We start from the raw sequence: 20,072 nt of genomic DNA, 5'->3' as shown, positions 1-20,072 counted from the left end.
GACAGCGTTTTCGACGATCAGTCCAAGGGAAGCTTATGATCAGAGGATGATCGAGGCTCGTCATCTGCGCGTGCTGCGCGCCGTCGCCGCCGGCAAGTCGTTCTCCGCGGCGGCCCGGGAGCTGGGCTGCACGCAGCCCGCGGTCAGCCAGCAGATGAAGGCCCTGGAGACCTCCGTCGGCACCCCGCTGGTGGTGCGCGCGGGCCGGGAGATGCGGATGACCGAGGCCGGCGAGGCGCTCGTGCGGCACGCCGGCGGCATCCTCGCCGGGCTCACCGCCGCCGAGGAGGAGGTCGCCGCCCTCGCCGGGCTGCGCGCCGGGCGGGTGCGGCTGGTCTCCTTCCCGAGCGGCAGCTCCGCCCTCGTCCCGGCCGCGCTCGCCGCCCTGCGCGCCGCCCACCCCGGCACCCGGGTCTCCCTGGAGGAGGCCGAGCCGCCCCGGTCCGTCGCCCTGCTGCGCGAGGGCGACTGCGACATCGCGCTCGCCTTCCGCTACGAGGGCGCCGCGGCGCGGGACCCCGCGGCCGCCGAGGAGTGGGCCGACCTGGTGGTGCGGCCGCTGCTGACCGACCGGCTGGTGGCCTTGGTGCCCGAGCGGCACCGGCTGGCCGGAGCGGGCGCCGTCGGCATCGCGGACCTCGCGCGCGAGCCGTGGATCGCGGGCTGCCCGCGCTGCCGCGGCCAGTTGGTCCAGGTCTGCGCGGGGGCGGGCTTCACGCCCCGCATCGACTTCGCCACCGACGACTATCCGGCGGTGGTCGGCCTGGTGGGCGCGGGACTCGGGGTCGCCGTCCTGCCCCAGCTCGCCGTCGAGTCGGTACGCCCCCGGGGTGTGCGCACGGTGGAGCTGGAACCCGTGGTGCGGCGGGAGATCGTCGCCCTCACCCTGCCCGACCTGGCCCAGGTCCCCACGGTGGCGGCCACCCTGGACGAACTGGTGCGCGCCGGGACACGGTGAGCGCCGCGAGCCGAGGTCCGGGCAGAAGTGAGTGGCACGGGCAGAAGTGAGTGGCACGGGCAGAAGTGAGTGGCACGGGCAGAAGTGAGTGGCACGGGCCGAGGTGAGTGGCATAGGCCGAGGTGAGCGCCGCAGGCCGATGCCGCGCGGCGGGCTCTCGGAAGCCGGGGCGAGCGCGCCGGGCCGGGAACGACGGAAGGGCACGCCCCCGCGTGCCCTGGTGAACCGTGCGCGCCTGCGCGCCTGTTGGTCGGTTGATGTGTGAAGAAACGTTCCTTCAGTTGTTGGAGGCGTTGTCCCCGCTCGGCGACGATGCCGTCACCAGCCGGTTGCGAGCCCGTCCCATGAGCTCCTCGCGCTCGTCCTCGGTCAGGCCGCCCCACACTCCGTACGGTTCGCGGACCGCCAAAGCGTGTGCCGCGCACTCCGCGCGGACCGGGCACCTCATGCAGACCTCCTTGGCCGAGTTCTCTCGAGCGCTCCGAGCCGCCCCGCGCTCGCCTTCCGGATGGAAGAAGAGCGAGCTGTCCACCCCGCGGCAGGCAGCCAGGAGCTGCCAGTCCCACAGGTCCGCATTCGGTCCGGGAAGGCGGGAGAAATCTGCCATTGCGTGACCCCTTGTAGCCGTTCGTGGCGGATACGGTGCCGACGACCGTACATCTCCAATCTAAGGAGATGAAAATATGACTCATTGCGAATCTAGCCCCAGACACCTAGAAACGGGAAGAAAAGGGGCTAAACGGGGCATAGGTTGTGGTGAAAAGTCGAAGGTCTGACGTCGAGGCCGTCGCTGTGTCCGCTCCCTCACGTAGAGTGCCGAAAACGGCGTATGGCCCCGTAACTCTTTCGAGTGACCGTCGTTGAGAGTGCGGAGGCGGTTGAAAACACAAGTGCTCGGACGGGTGTCCGACACGGTCGACCGCACAGGTGACGACTTCGTACCAGCCTGGAGGCTCAAGGTGACGCGCATCGACTGCGGAGGGCGGCCATGACATCCGTCCTCGTCTGCGACGACTCCCCGCTTGCCCGAGAGGCGCTCCGTCGCGCGGTCGCGACCGTGCCCGGCGTCGAGCGAGTGACGACGGCGGCCAACGGCGAGGAAGTCCTCCGCCGCTGGGGCGCCGACCGCTCGGACCTCATTCTGATGGACGTGCGCATGCCCGGCCTGGGCGGCGTCGAGACGGTCCGGCGGCTGCTCTCCGCCGACCCCGGTGCGCGCATCATCATGCTCACCGTCGCGGAGGACCTGGACGGCGTGGCCCTCGCCGTCGCCGCCGGCGCCCGCGGGTACCTGCACAAGGACGCCTCGCGAGCGGAGCTGCGCGCCACCGTGACGCAGGCCCTCGCCGACCCCACGTGGCGGCTCGCCCCGCGCCGGCTGCGCTCCGCCGAGATGGGCGCCGTGCCCACGCTCACCGCGCGCGAGATCCAGGTCCTGGAGGGCATGAGCCACGGCCGCTCCAACGCGGAGATCGGCCGCGAGCTGTTCCTCTCGGAGGACACGGTCAAGACGCACGCCCGCCGGCTGTTCAAGAAGCTGGGCGCCTCGGACCGGGCGCACGCGGTGGCCCTCGGCTTCCGCTGGGGCCTGGTCCGCTGAGAAGAGGCGTCCTGGGGCCCTCCCGCCGAACCCCGTCGTCCGCCCGCGGGCGGACGCCGCGGTGTCGGGGGCGTGCGCCGGTCGGCCGCCCGGAGGTCTCGGGCCGGCGCCGGGACGCGCACCTCGCATGGGGCGACTCGGCGGCCCAGAACCCGGCGCGGCGAGAACATGTGCGGGGTGTCTGGGGCGCGTGGCCGGATCCGTGCGGTTCATAGGGGCTCGCACGCGCCCTCCGACGGCCGCTGCGGATACGTATCTGCTCGCGCGGGGAAAGAGCGGGAAGGGTCGTGTCGCGGACCGGCGCGGCGCCGGTCCGGCGTCCCGCGCGCGGTCGCCTACCGCATGCGGGGGGCCTCGGGCAACGCGGCCCGCCGGGCGACCGCTGCTCGTTTCGCGGCGGATGCCGCATCCTTGAGGTGTGGAGTTCCTCGGGGACGAGTCGGTCGAGCGGAAGGGGAGGGCGCAGGGGATGGGTTCCGGCGCACCCACTCATAACGCTTCGGTGCACAACCGCCAAGGCGCCGCCGCCGAGCGGACGGCGCCGAGGCACCATGGACCGATGCGCGAGGACGAGGCGGCAGTTGCCCAGGGGGCGATCGGCGCCCTCGTCCACCGCGCCGTCGACGGCGACGCCCAGGCCACGCACGACCTGCTGGCCCGCGTGCACCCGCTGGCGCTGCGCTACTGCCGTACGCGGCTGTCCCGGCTCCCGGGCGACGCGCGCCACTTCGTCGAGGACCTGGCGCAGGAGGTCTGCGTCGCCGTCCTGCTCGCCCTGCCGCGCTACCGGGACACCGGGCGCCCCTTCGAGGCGTTCGTGTTCGCCATCGCCTCGCACAAGGTGGCCGACCTCCAGCGCGCGGCGATGCGGGGCCCCGGCTCGACGGCCGTGCCGTCCGACGAGATGCCCGAGCGCCCGGACGACTCCCTGGGCCCCGAGGAGCGGGCCCTGCTCAGCAGCGACGCCGAGTGGGCGAAGAAGCTGCTGGCGAACCTCCCGGAGAACCAGCGCGAGCTGCTGCTGCTGCGCATCGCGGTGGGCTTGACCGCGGAGGAGACGGGACAGATGTTGGGAATGTCACCGGGAGCGGTCCGTGTGGCCCAGCACCGGGCCCTGAGCAGGCTGCGGGCCCTCGCCGAGCAGTGAGGGAACCGGTCGCGGCGACCGGCGGCGGCGCGGTCGTCGCGGCGCGGGTGAGCGGAACGCGCCCTGTTGTCCGTACGAACATACGAAATTCCGGGCGGTCGTCCGTCGTGGGCTTCGTGGAATGGGACGCCTGCGCTTCCCGTTAGCATGGACATCCGCACCGATCAAGGCCATATGGGGAAGGTGTCATGACTGCCAACGTCGACGGAGTGCCCGAGAAATTCGCGACACTCGGGCTGACCTACGACGACGTGCTGCTCCTGCCGGGCTCGTCGGACATGGCGCCCGACGAGATCGACACCGCCTCGTACGTCTCCCGGAACGTCCGGGTCAACATCCCGCTGCTGTCCGCGGCCATGGACAAGGTGACCGAGTCGCGCATGGCCATCGCGATGGCCCGGCAGGGCGGCGTCGGCGTGCTGCACCGCAACCTGTCCATCGAGGACCAGGCCAACCAGGTCGACCTGGTCAAGCGCTCCGAGTCCGGCATGGTGGCCAACCCGATCACCATCCACCCCGAGGCCACGCTCGCCGAGGCCGACGCGCTGTGCGCCCGGTTCCGCATCAGCGGCGTGCCCGTGACGGACCCGGCCGGCAAGCTGCTCGGCATCGTCACCAACCGCGACATGGCCTTCGAGCCCGACCGCTCGCGCCGGGTCAGCGAGGTCATGACGCCGATGCCGCTGGTCACCGGCAGGGTGGGCGTCTCCGGCGTGGACGCCATGGAGCTGCTGCGCCGCCACAAGATCGAGAAGCTGCCGCTGGTCGACGACGCGGGCGTCCTCAAGGGCCTGATCACCGTCAAGGACTTCGTCAAGGCCGAGCAGTACCCGAACGCGGCCAAGGACGCCAAGGGCCGGCTGCTGGTCGGCGCGGCCGTGGGCGTGGCCGGCGACGCCTTCGAGCGCGCCCAGGCCCTGATCGAGGCGGGCGTCGACTTCATCGTCGTCGACACCGCGCACGGCCACTCCCGGCTGGTCGGCGACATGATCGCCAAGATCAAGTCGAACTCCTCCGGCGTCGACGTGATCGGCGGCAACGTCGCGACCCGGGACGGCGCCCAGGCGCTGGTGGACGCGGGCGCCGACGGCGTCAAGGTGGGCGTCGGACCCGGCTCCATCTGCACCACCCGCGTGGTCGCCGGCATCGGCGTCCCGCAGGTCACCGCCATCTACGAGGCCGCGCTCGCCGCGCAGGCGGCCGGCGTCCCGGTCATCGGCGACGGCGGCCTCCAGTACTCCGGCGACATCGCCAAGGCCCTGGTCGCGGGCGCCGACACGGTGATGCTCGGCTCGCTGCTGGCCGGCTGCGAGGAGTCCCCGGGCGAGCTGCTGTTCATCAACGGCAAGCAGTTCAAGTCGTACCGCGGCATGGGCTCGCTGGGCGCCATGCAGTCCCGCGGCGACCGCCGGTCGTTCTCCAAGGACCGCTACTTCCAGGAGGGCGTCGCCTCCGACGAGCAGCTCATCCCGGAGGGCATCGAGGGCCAGGTGCCCTACCGCGGCCCGCTGTCCTCGGTCGTCCACCAGCTCGTCGGCGGCCTGCGCCAGTCGATGTTCTACGTCGGCGGCCGGACGGTGCCGGAGCTCCAGGCGAACGGCAAGTTCGTGCGGATCACCTCGGCGGGTCTGAAGGAGTCGCACCCGCACGACATCCAGATGACGGTCGAGGCGCCCAACTACAGCGGCAAGAAGTGATCCACGCGCGCGTGGAGCATGACTGACGGCGGCCCCGGAGCGATCCGGGGCCGCCTCGTCGTAGGCGTCGGCGATACTGGGAGACGCTGCAACGCATCAGGGAAAGGCCACAGACGTGACGGAGATCGAGATCGGGCGCGGCAAGCGCGGCCGCAGGGCGTACGCCTTCGACGACATCGCGGTCGTCCCCAGCCGCCGTACCCGGGACCCGAAGGAGGTCTCGATCGCCTGGCAGATCGACGCCTACCGCTTCGAGCTGCCGTTCCTGGCCGCGCCGATGGACTCGGTCGTCTCCCCGGCCACCGCGATCCGCATCGGCGAGCTGGGCGGCCTGGGCGTGCTCAACCTCGAGGGCCTGTGGACGCGGCACGAGGACCCGCAGCCGCTGCTGGACGAGATCGCCGGGCTGCCCGCCGAGCAGTCCACCCGCCGCCTCCAGGAGATCTACGCGGCGCCCGTCAAGGAGGAGCTGATCGGCGCGCGCATCAAGGAGGTGCGCGACTCCGGCGTGGTCACCGCCGCCGCGCTCTCCCCGCAGCGCACCGCCCAGTTCTCCAAGGCCGTGGTGGACGCGGGCGTGGACATCTTCGTCATCCGCGGCACCACGGTCTCGGCCGAACACGTGTCGGCCTCGCACGAGCCGCTGAACCTGAAGCAGTTCATCTACGAGCTGGACGTCCCGGTGATCGTCGGCGGCTGCGCCACCTACACCGCCGCCCTGCACCTGATGCGCACCGGCGCGGCCGGCGTCCTGGTCGGCTTCGGCGGCGGCGCCGCGCACACCACGCGCAACGTGCTGGGCATCCAGGTCCCGATGGCCACCGCGGTCGCCGACGTGGCTGCCGCCCGCCGCGACTACATGGACGAGTCCGGCGGCCGGTATGTGCACGTGATCGCGGACGGCGGCGTCGGCTGGTCCGGCGACCTGCCCAAGGCCATCGCCTGCGGCGCCGACGCGGTGATGATGGGCTCCCCGCTGGCGCGGGCCACGGACGCGCCCGGCAAGGGCCACCACTGGGGCATGGAGGCCGTGAACGAGGAGCTGCCGCGCGGCCAGAAGGTCGACCTAGGCACCGTCGGCACCATCGAGGAGGTCCTCACCGGCCCCTCGCACACCCCCGACGGCTCCATGAACTTCTTCGGCGCCCTGCGCCGCGCCATGGCCACGACCGGCTACAGCGAGCTGAAGGAGTTCCAGCGGGTCGAGGTGACGGTGGCGGACGCGCAGCACAAGCGGTAGCCCGCGCGCATCAGCCGCCGAGGGGGCCGGACACACCGCGCGGGCGGGTGTGTGTCCGGGCCCCTCGGCGTCAGGGTGACGAATCGGCGCGGCGGGGCCGGGCGGAGGTCCGTGCGGCGGGGCTGTGCGGCGGGGGCCGGGTGGGGGAGCCGGGCGGTGGGGGGCGCGTGCTGCGGATTCGTACGGTGGAGCCGGGTGGGTCGCGCTTGCCGTGGATCGGCGTGGTGGAGTCGGGTGGGGAGCGCGTGCCGCGGATCGGCGCGGTGGAGCCGGGTGGGGGGCGCGTCACCGCTCACAGCCGGTGCGCCGCCCCCAGTGGGGCCGCGCCCCGCGTGTCCAGCAGGACCTGGGCTTTGACCGACAGCCCCTGAAGGTCGTAGGTGCGGTGGTGCTGGAGCAGGATCGTCAGATCGGCGTTCGCCACCGCCTCGTAGAGCCCCTCCGCGCGGGGCACCGGCTGGTCCAGGACGCTCCAGGCGGGCACGTAGGGGTCGTGGTAGCTGACGGAGGCGCCCAGGCCCGTCAGCCGGGCGGCGATCTCCTCGGCGGGCGTGCTCTCCAGGTCGGCGAGGTCGGGTTTGTAGGTGACGCCGAGCAGGAGCACCCGGGCGCCCCGCGCCGACTTGCCGTGCTCGTTCAGCAGCGCGGCGGCGCGCTGGACGACGTAGCGGGGCATGCGGCTGTTGACCTGCTGGGCGAGTTCCACCATGCGCAGGCCGCCGCGCCCGGGACCGGTCAGATCCTGGGGGAGGCCGTGGCCGCCGACGCCGGGTCCGGGGCGGAAGGCGTGGAAGCCGTACGGCTTGGTCTCCGCGCAGCGCACGACGTCCCACAGGTCGATGCCCAGGTCGTGGCAGAGCACGGCCATCTCGTTGACCAGGGCGATGTTGACGTGGCGGTAGTTGGTCTCCAGGAGCTGGACCGTCTCCGCCTCCCGCAGGCCCCGGGCGCGCACCACCTTGTCGGTGAGCCGGCCGTAGAAGGCGGCGGCCGACTCGGTGCAGGCCGGGGTCAGGCCGCCGATCACCTTCGGGGTGTTGGCCGGGGTGACGTCGCGGTTGCCGGGGTCGACGCGGCTGGGCGAGTAGGCGAGGTGGAAGTCGCGGCCCGCGCGCAGTCCCGAGCCCTCCTCCAGGAGCGGCAGCAGCAGCTCCTGCGTGGTCCCGGGGAACACGGGCGATTCGAGGATCACGGTGGTGTGCGGGCGCAGCCGCCCGGCCAGGGCGCGGGCGGCGGTCTCCACCTGGCCGAGGTCGAACCCGCCGTCCGCGCCCCGCGGAGTGGGCGCGCAGATCACCGCGGTGCGCACCCGGCCCAGTTCGGCCGGGTTGGTGGCCGGCCGGAAGCCCCCCGAGAGCATCCGGCGCAGTTCCGCGGGGCTGAGGGAGCCGGACTCGTCGCCGGTGCGGTATCCCACGGTCGGGATGCCGGCGGCGACGGCGGCCTGGGCCAGGGGCAGGCCGAGCGGGCCGAGTCCGATGACGGCGAGGTCTGCGGGCATGGGGTGGGCCGTCCTTCCCAGTAACCGAGGTGGGGCGGACCCGCACGTCCGGTGGGCAGGACGAGCGAGCGCAATGTCAGACTAGGAGTAAATATGACCGTTATGCGGGATTGACCAGCGTGTTTCTCGACGAACCGGCCGGAGTTATCCACAGGTCGCGGATGACTGGTGGCTGAAGCCGGGCGGTCCGGTCAGAATCTGATCAGGCCCGGACGTCGCGAGAGGCGGGGGCCGCGGCGGATCGCGGTGGATCGCTGCCCGGCGGCGGGCGGCGGGCGGCGGCGCGCGGCCGGAGGCCGCGGGAGAGAGGCGGGCGGCAGGAGGCCGCGGAAGAGGAGCGGGCGGCAAGAGGGCGCGGGAGAGAAGAGGGGAAGGCGGAGGCGGGCGGGGAACACGGGAGAGACGGCACGGCACGGCACGGGGCGCACGGCGGGTGCGGCGGGCGCGACGGAGAGCGGGAGGCGCAGTGAGGACAGCGACACTGGGGCCGGCGCAGCGCGCCGAGTCCCTGGCGGAAATGGCCGAGCGGGAGCTGGACATCCTGGTCGTGGGCGGCGGTGTGGTCGGCGCCGGCACGGCGCTGGACGCCGCCACGCGCGGCCTGAACACCGGGATAGTCGAGGCCCGCGACTGGGCGTCGGGCACGTCGAGCCGGTCCAGCAAGCTCATCCACGGCGGACTGCGGTATCTGGAGATGCTCGACTTCGCGCTCGTCCGCGAGGCGCTGAAGGAGCGCGGCCTGCTGCTGGAGCGCCTGGCCCCCCACCTGGTCAAGCCGGTGCCGTTCCTCTACCCGCTCCAGCACAAGGGCTGGGAGCGGTGGTACGCCGGATCGGGCGTAGCCCTCTACGACGGCATGTCGATGGCGCGCGGCCACGGCCGCGGACTGCCCCTGCACCGCCACCTGACCCGCCGTCAGGCGCTGCGCGTCGCCCCCTGTCTGAAGAAGGACGCGCTGGTCGGCGCACTTCAGTACTACGACGCCCAGATGGACGACGCCCGCTTCGTGGTCGCTCTGGTGCGCACAGCGGTGCTCTACGGCGCGAAGGCCGCCAACCGCACCCGGGTCACCGGCTTCCTGCGCGAGGGCGAACGGGTCGTCGGCGCCCGGGTGCGGGACGTCGAGAGCGGCGAGGAGTACGTGATCCGCGCCAAGCAGGTCGTCAACGCCACCGGCGTGTGGACCGACGACACCCAGGCGATGGTGGGGGAGCGGGGACGGTTCCACGTCCGCGCCTCCAAGGGCATCCACCTGGTCGTGCCCAAGGACCGCGTCAACTCCTCCACGGGGCTGATCCTGCGCACCGAGAAGTCCGTGCTGTTCGTCATACCGTGGGGCCGGCACTGGATCGTCGGCACCACCGACACCGGCTGGGACCTGGACAAGGCGCACCCGGCCGCCTCCAGCGCCGACATCGACTACGTCCTCAACCACGTGAACTCGGTGCTGGCCGTGCCGCTCACCCGTGACGACGTGGAGGGCGTGTACGCGGGGCTCAGGCCCCTGCTGGCCGGCGAGTCCGAGGCCACCAGCAAGCTCTCCCGCGAGCACACGGTGGCGCACCCGGCGCCCGGCCTGGTCGTGGTCGCGGGCGGCAAGTACACGACGTACCGGGTGATGGCCAAGGACGCCGTCGACGAGGCGGTGCGCGGGCTGGACATGCGCGTCGCCGACTGCGTCACCGAGGAGGTCCCGCTGTACGGCGCCGAGGGCTACCCGGCGCTGTGGAACGCGCGGGCGCGCATCGCCGCCGATCACGGGCTCCACGTGGTGCGCGTGGAGCACCTGCTGAACCGGTACGGCTCGGCCGCGCTGGAGGTGCTGGACCTCATCGCCGCCGACCCGTCGCTGGGCGCGCCGCTCAGGGCGGCCGACGACTACCTGCGCGCCGAGGTCGTCTACGCCGCCGCGGCCGAGGGCGCCCGGCACCTCGACGACGTGCTCACCCGGCGCACCCGGATATCCATCGAGACCTTCGACCGGGGCACGCGCAGCGCCCGCGAGGCGGCCGAGCTGATGGCGCCGGTGGTCGGCTGGGACGAGGACCAGATCGAACGCGAGGTCGAGCACTACGACAAGCGGGTGGAGGCCGAGCGGGAGTCCCAGCGCCAGCCCGACGACCTCACGGCCGACGCGGCGCGGCTGGGCGCGCCGGACATCGTGCCGCTGTAGGGGCGGGTTGGCGCCGCTGTCTCGGCGCGGCGGGCGGGTACGAGCCTGGCGCCGCTGAGAGGGTTGTCCGCGGAGGTTCCGGTGCCGCTGAGGGAGCGTCTGCGGTGGCGTCCGGTGCCGCTGAGGGAGCGTCTGCGGAGGTGCGCAATGCCCGCCGGGGGCGCGATTGGGGGAGGCGTCAGGTGTCGCCGAGGGGCGTCTGCGGAGGCGTCCGGCGCCCGCCGGGGGCCCGTCTGCGGAGGCGCGGTGCCGCCGAGGGGCCTCTGCGGGGTCGTCAGGTGACGTCTGTGCGTCGCTGGGAGACGTCTGTCGGGTCGTCGGGCGGCGTCTGCGGGTCGCGGGGAGACGTCTCCGGCGGGTCCTGGCGGTCGGCCCGCCGTGTGGTGGAAGTGCCGCGCACCGGGCGGCCGGGCCGATTATGGTCGGAAGTGTCCGGAGCGTCGGCGCCCGCGGCTGCCCCTTTGTCACGGGCCGTCATGCCCACGCGGCGAGCACGCCTTCCAGTCTTCCGCCCCAGGCGTCACACCAGGCACCCTGGGCGCTGAGCACTTGTCGGGTGAGGGACAATGGAGGCTCTGTCAGGGCGGGTTGCATGAGGGGACGCATGTCGGAGCCGGAGCGGACGGGAGCATCCCGTCAGGACACTCGTCGGGACAACAGCGGGCGTCTTCTGGCGGGGCGGTACCGGTTGGGGGACGTCCTCGGCCGAGGCGGCATGGGCACCGTGTGGCGGGCCGAGGACGAGACGCTGGGCCGGACGGTCGCGGTCAAGGAGCTGAGGTTCCCGTCGAACATCGACGAGGACGAGAAACGGCGCCTGATCACGCGGACGCTGCGCGAGGCCAAGGCGATCGCACGGATCCGCAACCCCAGCGCGGTGACCGTGTTCGACGTGGTCGACGAGGACGACCGGCCGTGGATCGTGATGGAGCTGGTCGAGGGCAGGTCCCTCGCCGAGGTGATCCGCGACGACGGCCTGCTGAAGCCCCGGCGGGCCGCCGAGGTCGGTCTCGCGGTGCTCGACGTGCTGCGCTCCGCGCACCGCCAGGGCATCCTGCACCGCGACGTGAAGCCGTCCAACGTGCTCATCGCCGAAGACGGCCGGGTCGTGCTCACCGACTTCGGCATCGCCCAGGTCGAGGGCGACCCGTCCATCACCTCCACCGGCATGCTCGTCGGCGCCCCCTCCTACATCTCCCCGGAGCGTGCCCGCGGGCACAAGCCGGGGCCCGCGGCCGACCTGTGGTCCCTCGGCGGCCTGCTGTACGCGGCGGTCGAGGGCGCCCCGCCCTACGACAAGGGCTCCGCGATCGCCACGCTGACCGCGGTCATGACCGAGCCGCTGGAGGAGCCCCAGCACGCCGGGCCGCTGCGCGACGTCATCCACGGTCTGCTCGACAAGGACCCCGACCGGCGTCTGGACGACGCCGCCGCTCGGGCGATGCTCAAGGCGGTCGTGCAGGCTCCCGAGCCGAAGGCGGCCGAGCCGGCGCCGCCGCTGGACGCCACACGGGCCGTGCCGCTGCCCGCGCAGCCCGACCGGCGTTTCGGCCGGAAGGCGTCGGCGGCCTCCCGGGCGGCGGAAGCGGCTTCCGGTGCGGACTCCGCTTCGCCCGCCGCCGGTTCCGGAGGCAAGCGGGGCGAGGATGCGGCCGAGCGGCTGCGCGGCGCGTTGCGGTCGGTGCGCAAGGCCGCGGCCGCGGGAGCGGCCACGGCGGCGTCCCGGACCAAGTCCGGCACGGAGAAGGCCGGGACCGCCGAGGGCGGCGCGGTTCCCCCGCCCGGCGCGAAGGGCGGGACCGGCACGGACGGCGATGCGGCCGCCCGCACCGGGACGGCGGGCGGCGACGCGTCCGGCAAGGCGGCCGGGTCCGCGACGGGCGCCGCGCCCGGAACGAGTGGTGCGTCCGCTAAGGAGGCTGCGCTTGCGGTGGGAGCGGCCTCCGCCGAGGGCGCCGCGTCCGCGAAGAGTTCCGGATCCGGGAAGGGCACTGGGTCCGCGACGGGCGCCGGGTCCGCGATGGGCGATGCGTCCGCCGAGGGCGCCGGGTCCGGGACGGCCGGTGCGTCCGCGAAGGAGGCTGCGCCTGCGGTGGGAGCGGCCTCCGCCGAGGGTGCCGCGTCCGCGAAGAGCGCCGGATCCGGGAAGGGCACCGGGTCCGCGACGGGCACCGGGTCCGCGACGGGCGATGCGTCCGGGGAGGGCGCCGGGTCCGAGACGGGCGGCGCGTCCGCGGAGGAAGCCGCGCCCGCCGCGGGAGTGGCCTCCGTCGAGGGCACCGCGTCCGGGAAGGGCGCCGGGTCCGCGACGGGCGCCGCGTCCGGGAAGAGTGCCGGGGCCGCGACGGGCGGTGCGTCCAAGACGGGTGAGGCGTCCGACGAAGGCGCCGCGTCCGCGACGGAAGCGGCGTCCGCCGAGGGGGCGGCGCAGGGGACGTCCGGTGGGGCGGGATCGTCTTCCGGGCGGTCTGGTTCCGGATGGCCCGTCATGCCGCGGCCGGACCTGGACCTGCCGCCGCGGCCGGCGCCTCGGGCGCCCCTGACCGACGTGATGCCGCGCCGTACCCTGGCGATCATCGCGGTGGTCGTGGTGCTCGCCGTGATCGGCGTCGTCCTGGCCCTCACTCTCGGCGACGACAAGAAGTCCCCGAGCAGCGCGGGCCGTTCGACGCCCGGTGCGTCCGCGGGCGGTTCGGCCGGGCACAGCGCAGGCGTCCCCGGCACGGCCGCCACGAAGACCGGCGCCGCCACGGCCACGGCCGGTTCGAGCCCCACGGGCCGTGCGCCCTCGGCCAGTTCCCCGGCCGGTGGAGCGGGGCCTTCCCGTTCCGCTTCCGCTTCTGGAGCGTCCGGCGGCGCGGCGCCCGCGAAGTCGACGTACAAGAGCGCCCAGGGGTTCGCCATCGGGCTGCCCGCGGGCTGGAAGTACACGAGCACCGACTCCGCCGGGGCCCGGTTCACCGGTCCCGACGGGCAGAAGCTGCTGGTCGCCTGGACCTCGTCGCCCAAGGACGACCCGGTGGCCGACTGGAGGAGCCAGGAGCGCTACATGGTGCGCTCGCACTACCAGCGCATCCGCATAGAGAAGGTGGCCTACCGCGGCTGGAACGCGGCCGACTGGGAGTTCACCTACGTCAGCGGCGGGACCGAATACCGCACGGTGGACCGCGGGTTCGTCGCCGACCACTACGGCTACGCCCTGATGTACACGGCGAAGGCGCAGGACTGGGACGGCGACCTGCGCAAGGACACCTGGCGGACGCTGTCGGAGTCGTTCCAACCCAAGTGAGATGCGCGATCTGCTCATTGCGGGTCGCCTCCGGCACGTATCGTGAGTGATTGCGGACCGTGAGCATCGGGAACGGGACGCTTGGCGAACGAATGTGACCCACCGTGTGACCGGGGGAGGCGGACGTGGACGACTACGCGGGACGGGTTCTCGCCGACCGCTACCGCCTGCCCCTGCCTCCGTCCGACGAGTACGAACTCACCGAGACGCGGGCCTTCGACACCTACAGCGGGCAGGAGGTCCTGCTGCGGCAGGTGCCGCTGCCCGAGGTCGTCGAGGCGGAGGTGCTCGACGCGGACGGGCTGCCCGAGGGCTTCACCGCGCGCGACGGCAGCGTCCGGGGCCCCTCGGGGCGTACGGGGCGCGCGTCCGGGTCCGGCCGTTCGGCCCGCGGGGCGACCCGGCGTCCCGCCGACCCGGCCGTGCGGCGTGCGGTGGAGGCCGCGCAGGCCGCGGCGAGCATTCCCGACCACCCGCGCCTCGACCAGGTCTTCGACGTGTTCGCGGAGGGCGGTTCGCTGTGGATCGCCAGCGAACTGGTCGCCGCCCGGCCGCTCGCCGCGTTGCTGGCCGAGCAGCCGCTGACGCCGTACCGGGCGGCCGAGGTCGCCTCCGACATCCTCATGGCGCTGCGGGTGCTGCACGGCCACGGCTGGGTGCACCGCAACATCACCGCCCGGACGGTCCTCGTCTGCGACGACGGGCGGGTGATGCTGAGCGGCCTCGCGGTCGGCGCGGCGGAGGAGGCGCTGTGCGGGTACGACCCCGTGCCCGCCCCGGACGGCGACGGAACCGGGAGCGCCCACGCGGGCCCGTCGTACACGGACCGAGTCTCCGCCACCGGCCGCCCCGACGACACACCCCGCGACGCCCCCGACTCGGGCGCCGCGGACGGCCCGCGCGGCGGCCACGATCCGTACGGCGCCCCCGGCCCGAGCGGCGGCCCGGGACCGTACGGCGGAGCTGGCCCGAGTGGCGGGCAGAGATCGTACGGCCAAGCCGAGGCGGATGGCGGACGCCGCCCGAACGTCGGGCCGGGCCCCTTCGGCGGCGCCAACCCGAGCCGCGTATCCCGCTCGAGCGGCGGTCACGATCCGTACGGCGGGGCTGGCCCGAGCGGTGGGAGCGGCCCGTACGGCCGAACTGAGGCGGACGCCGGACGCCACCCAGACGCCGGGCCGAGACCGTACAGCGCCGCCGATCCGAGCGGCGGTCACGATCCGTACGGCGGCACCGCCCCGAGCGCTGGGGACGGCCCGTACGGCCGAGCTGGGGCGGGACCGTACGGCGGAGCTGGCCCGAGCGGCGGGCAGAGATCGTACGGCCGGGCCGAGGCGGATGCCGGACGCCGCCCGGACGCCGGGGCGGGATCCTTCGGCGGCGCCGACCCGAGCGGCGGATCCCGCTTGAGTGGGGGGCGCGACCCGTACGGCCAAGCCGAGGCGGACGGCGGACGTCGCCCGGACGCGGACCCCGGTCCGTACGGCGGCGGCGACCCGAGCGGTGGGCACGGTCCGTACGGCGGGGCTGGCTCGAGCGGTGGGGACGGTCCATACGGCGGGGCTAGCTCGAGCGGTGGGGACGTCCCGTACGGCCGAGTTGAAGCGGACGGCGGACGTCGGCCCCGTGGCGGCGCTGGTGCGCAGGGTGATCCGGGCGCTTCCCGGGGGACGGTAATCCCCCAAGGGACTGGCGCCCCCCGGAGCGCGGCCGGGCCCGGAAGCCCGGACGGCTTCGGCGGCGCCGGACTGGGCGGGCCGCAACATGGGCCCGGTTCCCCGGCCGCCGATCCCGAGGCGGCGCGGCGGGCCGCGATCGAGGCGCGGGCGGCCGGTGCGCTGCCGCTGCCCGGCGGCGACGCCGCGAGCGGTCCGGCCGCACCCGGCGCCCCGGAACAGCCCGCGCCGCGCAGCGGCGAAGACGTGCGGGCGGCGCGTGCCGGGGCCATCGCCGCCTATCGTGCGGGTGCGCGGGCGGCGGCTCGTGTGCAGGAGGCGCAGCAGGGCGCGCGTGCCGCGCTGCCCGGCGCCCGGCCGCCCGCGGAGGGCGAGACGCGTACCTCGCCGCCGGGTCAGATCGCCGACCCCTACGGCGTGCGGGCGCCCTCCTGGAACGCCGCGACCCCGCTTCCCGGCCCGGGTGCCGCACCCGCGGAGCTTCCCGGACCGGGCCCCGCCTCCCCAGCCCTCCCCGCCCCGGGCAGCGGCTCCGCTCCAGCCGGGCTCCCCGGCTCTGGCGGCGGCACCGACCCCGCAGGTCTCCCTGGCCCCGGCAGTGGCACCGCCCCCGCAGATTTCTCTGGCCCCGGCAGCGGCGCCCGCCCCGCAGGTTTCCCCGGCTCGGCCAGTGGCGCCGCCCCCGCAGGTCTCCCTGGCCCCGGCAGCGCTGCCCGCCCCGCAGGTTTCCCCGATTCGGCCAGTGGCGCCGCCCCTGCACGTCTCCCAGGCCCCGGCAGCGGTGCCGCCTCCGCAGATTTCCCTGGCCCCAGCAGCGGCCCCGGCCCCGCAGGGCTTCCCGCCCCGGGCAGCGGACCTGCCTCCGCGGGTTTCCCCGGCCCGGCCAGCGGCCCCGCCCCCGCAGGGTCTTCCGCCCCCGGTGCGACCCTTGGAAGCACGCGCGGCGGTGCCCCCGGCCCGGAGGGCGCGGGACCCGGGCGGGCAGCCCTGCCGCCGGGTGGCGCACCAGGCGGCTGGGCCGAGCGCGGCCTGCCGCCCGGGAACTCCGCGCAGAGCGGCGACCGCGGCCTGCCCGCCCCCGCACCCGCCGCCAACCCGGCGCATCGTCCCCCGCGCGACCCCGGACACGGTCTCCCGGGCGACCCCGGTCACGGCCTCCCGCGCGATCCCGGCTACGGCCTCCCGCGCGACCTCGGCCAGGGCCTCCCGCGCGATCCCGGTCACGGGCTTCCGCGCGACCCCGGCCACGGCCTCCCACAAGACCCCGGTCACGGCCTCACGCACGTGCACGCGTCCGGCGTGCCCCTGCCTCGGGATTCCGCGCCCCGTGTCCCGGGGCAAGGGACCTACGCCGGGGGCGGACCGGCCGTGCCGGTCGGCGCGGGGCCGCCGCCCTCCCGCTGGGGCGACCTGGTCGCCGGTACCCCCGCGCCCCGGGGCCCGGCGACGGCGCTGGCCGCCGAGCGGGCGCGGCAGGCGCGGATGACCGTGGTCGGCCCGGTGACCGAGCGCTGGGCGCCGGAGCAGGCCGGGCCCGTGCACGAGAACTGGCAGTTGGCCGCTCCCATCGGGCCCGCCACGGATCTGTGGGCGCTGGGCGCGCTGCTCTTCCGGGCCGTGCAGGGGCACGCCCCGTACCCGGAGGAGTCGACGGCCGACCTGGTGCAACTGGTGTGCGCCGAGCCGCCCGCCTTCGCCGAGGAGTGCGGTCCGCTCCGTCCGGTCGTGGAGTCACTGCTGCGTCAGGACCCCACCGAACGCCTGGGCTTCGAGGAAGCGGGCGGCTGGCTGCGCTCGCTGGTGCGGTCCGCGCCGGAGCCGGACGCGGGCGCCCACGTCGTGGCGGCCCCGCCCGCCGATCCGAGCCGGCTGCCCATCGTGCGCCGCCGGGGCGAGCTGGTGCGCAGGCGGCGCGCCGGGCTGCCCGCCCCGCACGGGCGGCACAAGCGCGCCCGCGAGGAAGCCCCTTCGCCGCGTAACCTCGGGCGCACCCTGGTCCTGCTGATCCTGCTCCTGCTGGCCGCGGGGGTCGCCTACGCGGTGCTGTTCCTGCCCAAGAGCGGGCAGGGCGGCGCGACGAGCGGCGACCGCACCGGCGCCGCCGGCCAAGCGAGCCCGGCCCCGACCGGCCAGGGCGCCGGCGAGGCGAGCGGGACGCCCGGTTCCGGGCGGACCTCGCCGGACGCCGGCGGCAGCCCCGGCCGGTCGGCCGGACCGTCCGGGACCGCCCAGCCCGGCGCCGGGTCCGGCCTGCGCAAGGACCCCGCCGGGTTCCAGATCGCCGTGCCCCAGGGCTGGAGCCGCACACCGCAGAACGACCGGGGCGAAGTGGTCTACGCACACGGCGACTTCGAGCTGATCGTGGTGCCCGGCCGGGACAGCGCCGCACGGTTCGGCAGCGACCCGATGTCGTACCAGCGGGAGAGGGAAAGCGAGTTGCAGCCCTACCGCGACTCGAGCTGGGCGACCTCCTCCGGTCTGCGGACCATCCAGGTGGGCGGAAAGTCCTTGGCGGAGGGCCAGTTCACGTGGACCGACGCGAGCGGACGCGAACTGTACGTGCGCAACGTCGCCCTCCTCCTCGACGGCCGCTACCACGTGATCCAGGTGCGCGGCCCCGACACGCAGCGGGACGAGGTGAGCAAGCTGTACCAACGGGCTTCGGACTCCTACCAGTTCACTGGATAACCCGTGGACGGAGGGCCAAAGCGCGGAAGAAACAGGTCGGTTCAAGCCGGAGTACGGAAGCGACAACCGTCACAGTGCGGATTCCTTGGCACCCCGCTGGTTCCCTGCCGGGGAGCCGATCCTTACGCTGACCCTGTCAAGAACATTGCGGGGAAAACGTGAATCAGATGCAGGGCCAGCTCCTCGCGGGCCGCTACCGGCTCGTCGACACCATCGGCAGCGGCGGCATGGGCCGGGTGTGGCACGCGCACGACGAGGTGCTGCACCGCGCCGTCGCCATCAAGGAGTTGACCGCCGCGCTCTACGTCTCCGAGAGCGACCAGGTGGTCCTGCTCGCCCGCACCAGGGCCGAGGCCCGCGCCGCCGCACGGATCAACCACTCCGCGGTCGTCACCGTCCACGACGTGCTGGAGCACGACGGCCGCCCCTGGATCGTCATGGAACTCGTCGAGGGCCAGTCGCTGGCGGACGCGGTCAAGGAACAGGGCCGGATCGAGCCCGCGGAAGCCGCCCGGATCGGCCTGTGGGTGCTGCGCGCCCTGCGCGCCGCGCACACCGCCGGGGTGCTGCACCGGGACGTCAAGCCGGGCAACGTCCTGCTCGGCCGGGACGGGCGGGTCCTGATCACCGACTTCGGCATCGCCCAGATCGAGGGCGACTCCACCATCACCCGCACCGGAGAGGTCGTCGGCTCCGTCGACTTCCTCGCCCCCGAGCGGGTCCGCGGGCACGATCCGGGGCCGTCCTCCGACCTGTGGGCCCTCGGCGCCACGCTCTACACGGCGGTGGAGGGCAGGTCTCCGTTCCGCCGCACCTCGCCCTTGGCCACCATGCAGGCGGTCGTCGACGAGGAACCCGGGCCGCCCCGGCACGCGGGCCCGCTCGCGCCCGTCATCAGCGCCCTGCTGCGCAAGGATCCGGCCGCGCGCCCGGACGTGCCGGCCGCCGAGCAGATGCTCGCGGAGGCCGCCGAAGGGCGGCGGCCGAGCGACGCGCAGGCGTACGTGCCGACGCAGCAGGTCGGCCACCCCGGCCCCTCGGAGCCGCCCACCGGCGGCCCGTACCCGGGCCCGCCCACCGGGCCCACCGGCGCGGACCGCGGCCCGCACACCGGCGAGCACACCGGAGCCGGCCCGTACGCGGGCGGCCCGCGCAGCCCGCACGGGACCGCGGCGACCGGCGCCTCGGCCGCCGCCTTCGCCTCCGGCGCGCCCACGACCGGCGCCCAGACCCCGTACCCGTCGACGACGTCTGGCGGCGGCCACGTGTCCGGTCGGACGGTCGGCGGCGGCCACGGGTCCGGTCCCACGGCCGTGGGCGGCGCCGCGCCGCAACGGCGCCGCCGCGTGCGCACCGTCGCCCTGGTGGCCGTTCTCGCCGCGCTCATCGGCGGCGGCACCGCGGTGCTGCTGGAGAAGTGGGGCTCCGGCCGCCCGTCCGACGCGGGTCAGTCCGCGTCGGACACCTCGCCCGCGCCGACTCCGTCGCCGTCGCCGTCCGGGCAGAGCGGCGCGGACGCCGACCTTCCGGCGGGCTGGGTGCGGGTGCACGACCCCAACGGCTTCAGCATCGCCGTGCCCAGCCGGAGTTGGCGGCGGATGGGGGCCGATCCGGCGCTCCACCAGGTCGACTACACGCCCGACGGCGGCAAGCATTTCCTGCGGATCGCCGTCGACGACTCCCCGGAGTTCCCCACCCCGCACGACCACCAGCTCGACCTGGAACAGCAGTTGCACCGGCTGACCGACTACCAGCGAGTGACGCTCCAGGCCAACACCTTCCGCGACCGCCCCGGCTCCCTGTGGGAGTACGCCTGGACCGCGCTGGCCAAGGACACCTCCTTCCCAGGGCCGCGGCACGCCGTTGAGGAGACGTACTTCTCGCGCGGCGACGTCGAGTACGCGCTGTACATGTCCGCGCCCGCCGCGGACTGGCCGATCGCCCACAAGCAGTTCACGACGGTGCTCCAGAGCTGGCGGCCGGACTCCGGCTGACGGATCCGCGTTTCGCCTGCTCGTCACGCCGTGGGCGGTGATCGCCCGGAACACCGTGGGCGACGCTGTCCGGAACGCGGCGGGCGGGGCCGTCCGGAACTCGACAGGC

At 74.5% G+C, this 20,072-nt stretch carries 11 protein-coding genes; 9 read left to right on the top strand and 2 right to left on the bottom strand.

Going from position 1 to position 20,072, the window contains the following annotated elements; translation table 11 throughout:
• Positions 1 to 46: 46 nt before the first annotated feature.
• On the top strand, positions 47 to 958 hold the full coding sequence (locus ABZ861_RS12485; protein ID WP_361628050.1) for a LysR family transcriptional regulator: 912 nt from the start codon (positions 47 to 49) through the stop codon (positions 956 to 958).
• Between the two features lie 277 nt (positions 959 to 1,235).
• Here ABZ861_RS12485 and ABZ861_RS12480 read toward each other — a convergent pair whose 3' ends face one another.
• On the bottom strand, positions 1,236 to 1,565 hold the full coding sequence (locus tag ABZ861_RS12480; protein ID WP_361628047.1) for a WhiB family transcriptional regulator: 330 nt from the start codon (positions 1,563 to 1,565) through the stop codon (positions 1,236 to 1,238).
• Between the two features lie 381 nt (positions 1,566 to 1,946).
• On the opposite strand from ABZ861_RS12480, the gene ABZ861_RS12475 reads away from it, so the two are divergent.
• The 4 genes from ABZ861_RS12475 to ABZ861_RS12460 all read left to right on the top strand — a co-directional run bounded on the left by ABZ861_RS12475 (position 1,947) and on the right by ABZ861_RS12460 (position 6,642).
• Entirely contained in the window at positions 1,947 to 2,558 is a 612-nt protein-coding gene (locus ABZ861_RS12475) for a response regulator transcription factor (protein ID WP_361628044.1), read from the top strand.
• 559 nt (positions 2,559 to 3,117) lie between these two features.
• A complete protein-coding gene (locus tag ABZ861_RS12470) occupies positions 3,118 to 3,705 on the top strand; it encodes a sigma-70 family RNA polymerase sigma factor (protein ID WP_361628041.1) in 588 nt (195 codons plus the stop codon).
• Positions 3,706 to 3,893: 188 nt separating this feature from the next.
• Positions 3,894 to 5,402, top strand: a complete 1,509-nt coding sequence (gene guaB / locus ABZ861_RS12465; RefSeq protein ID WP_361628039.1) for an IMP dehydrogenase — start codon at positions 3,894 to 3,896, stop codon at positions 5,400 to 5,402.
• A 115-nt stretch (positions 5,403 to 5,517) separates the two neighbouring features.
• Entirely contained in the window at positions 5,518 to 6,642 is a 1,125-nt protein-coding gene (locus tag ABZ861_RS12460) for a GuaB3 family IMP dehydrogenase-related protein (protein ID WP_361628037.1), read from the top strand.
• Positions 6,643 to 6,934: 292 nt separating this feature from the next.
• Here ABZ861_RS12460 and ABZ861_RS12455 read toward each other — a convergent pair whose 3' ends face one another.
• The gene (locus ABZ861_RS12455; RefSeq protein ID WP_361628034.1) at positions 6,935 to 8,143 is read right to left on the bottom strand and encodes a nucleotide sugar dehydrogenase; all 1,209 of its coding nucleotides are present in this window, start codon (positions 8,141 to 8,143) and stop codon (positions 6,935 to 6,937) included.
• A gap of 466 nt (positions 8,144 to 8,609) precedes the next feature.
• Between ABZ861_RS12455 and ABZ861_RS12450 the strand changes: the two genes are divergently transcribed.
• From ABZ861_RS12450 to ABZ861_RS12435, 4 genes are all read left to right on the top strand, one after another.
• Positions 8,610 to 10,316 (top strand): glycerol-3-phosphate dehydrogenase/oxidase, encoded by a 1,707-nt coding sequence (locus ABZ861_RS12450; protein ID WP_361628031.1) that lies wholly within the window; start codon positions 8,610 to 8,612, stop codon positions 10,314 to 10,316.
• Positions 10,317 to 10,920: 604 nt separating this feature from the next.
• Positions 10,921 to 13,605 carry a serine/threonine-protein kinase gene (locus ABZ861_RS12445; RefSeq protein WP_361628028.1) on the top strand — a complete coding sequence of 895 codons (2,685 nt, stop codon included), beginning with the start codon at positions 10,921 to 10,923 and terminating at the stop codon, positions 13,603 to 13,605.
• Positions 13,606 to 13,730: 125 nt separating this feature from the next.
• On the top strand, positions 13,731 to 17,969 hold the full coding sequence (locus ABZ861_RS12440) for a protein kinase (RefSeq protein ID WP_361628025.1): 4,239 nt from the start codon (positions 13,731 to 13,733) through the stop codon (positions 17,967 to 17,969).
• A 167-nt stretch (positions 17,970 to 18,136) separates the two neighbouring features.
• Positions 18,137 to 19,963, top strand: coding sequence for a serine/threonine-protein kinase (locus ABZ861_RS12435; RefSeq protein WP_361628637.1), 1,827 nt, complete (start codon positions 18,137 to 18,139; stop codon positions 19,961 to 19,963).
• Positions 19,964 to 20,072: the final 109 nt, after the last annotated feature.

This window comes from Streptomyces sp. NPDC046985 (genome assembly GCF_040644415.1).
GTDB lineage: Bacteria > Actinomycetota > Actinomycetes > Streptomycetales > Streptomycetaceae > Streptomyces.
The sequence above is the reverse complement of the archived record's forward strand: the minus strand, read 5'-3'. Positions and strand labels throughout refer to the sequence as shown.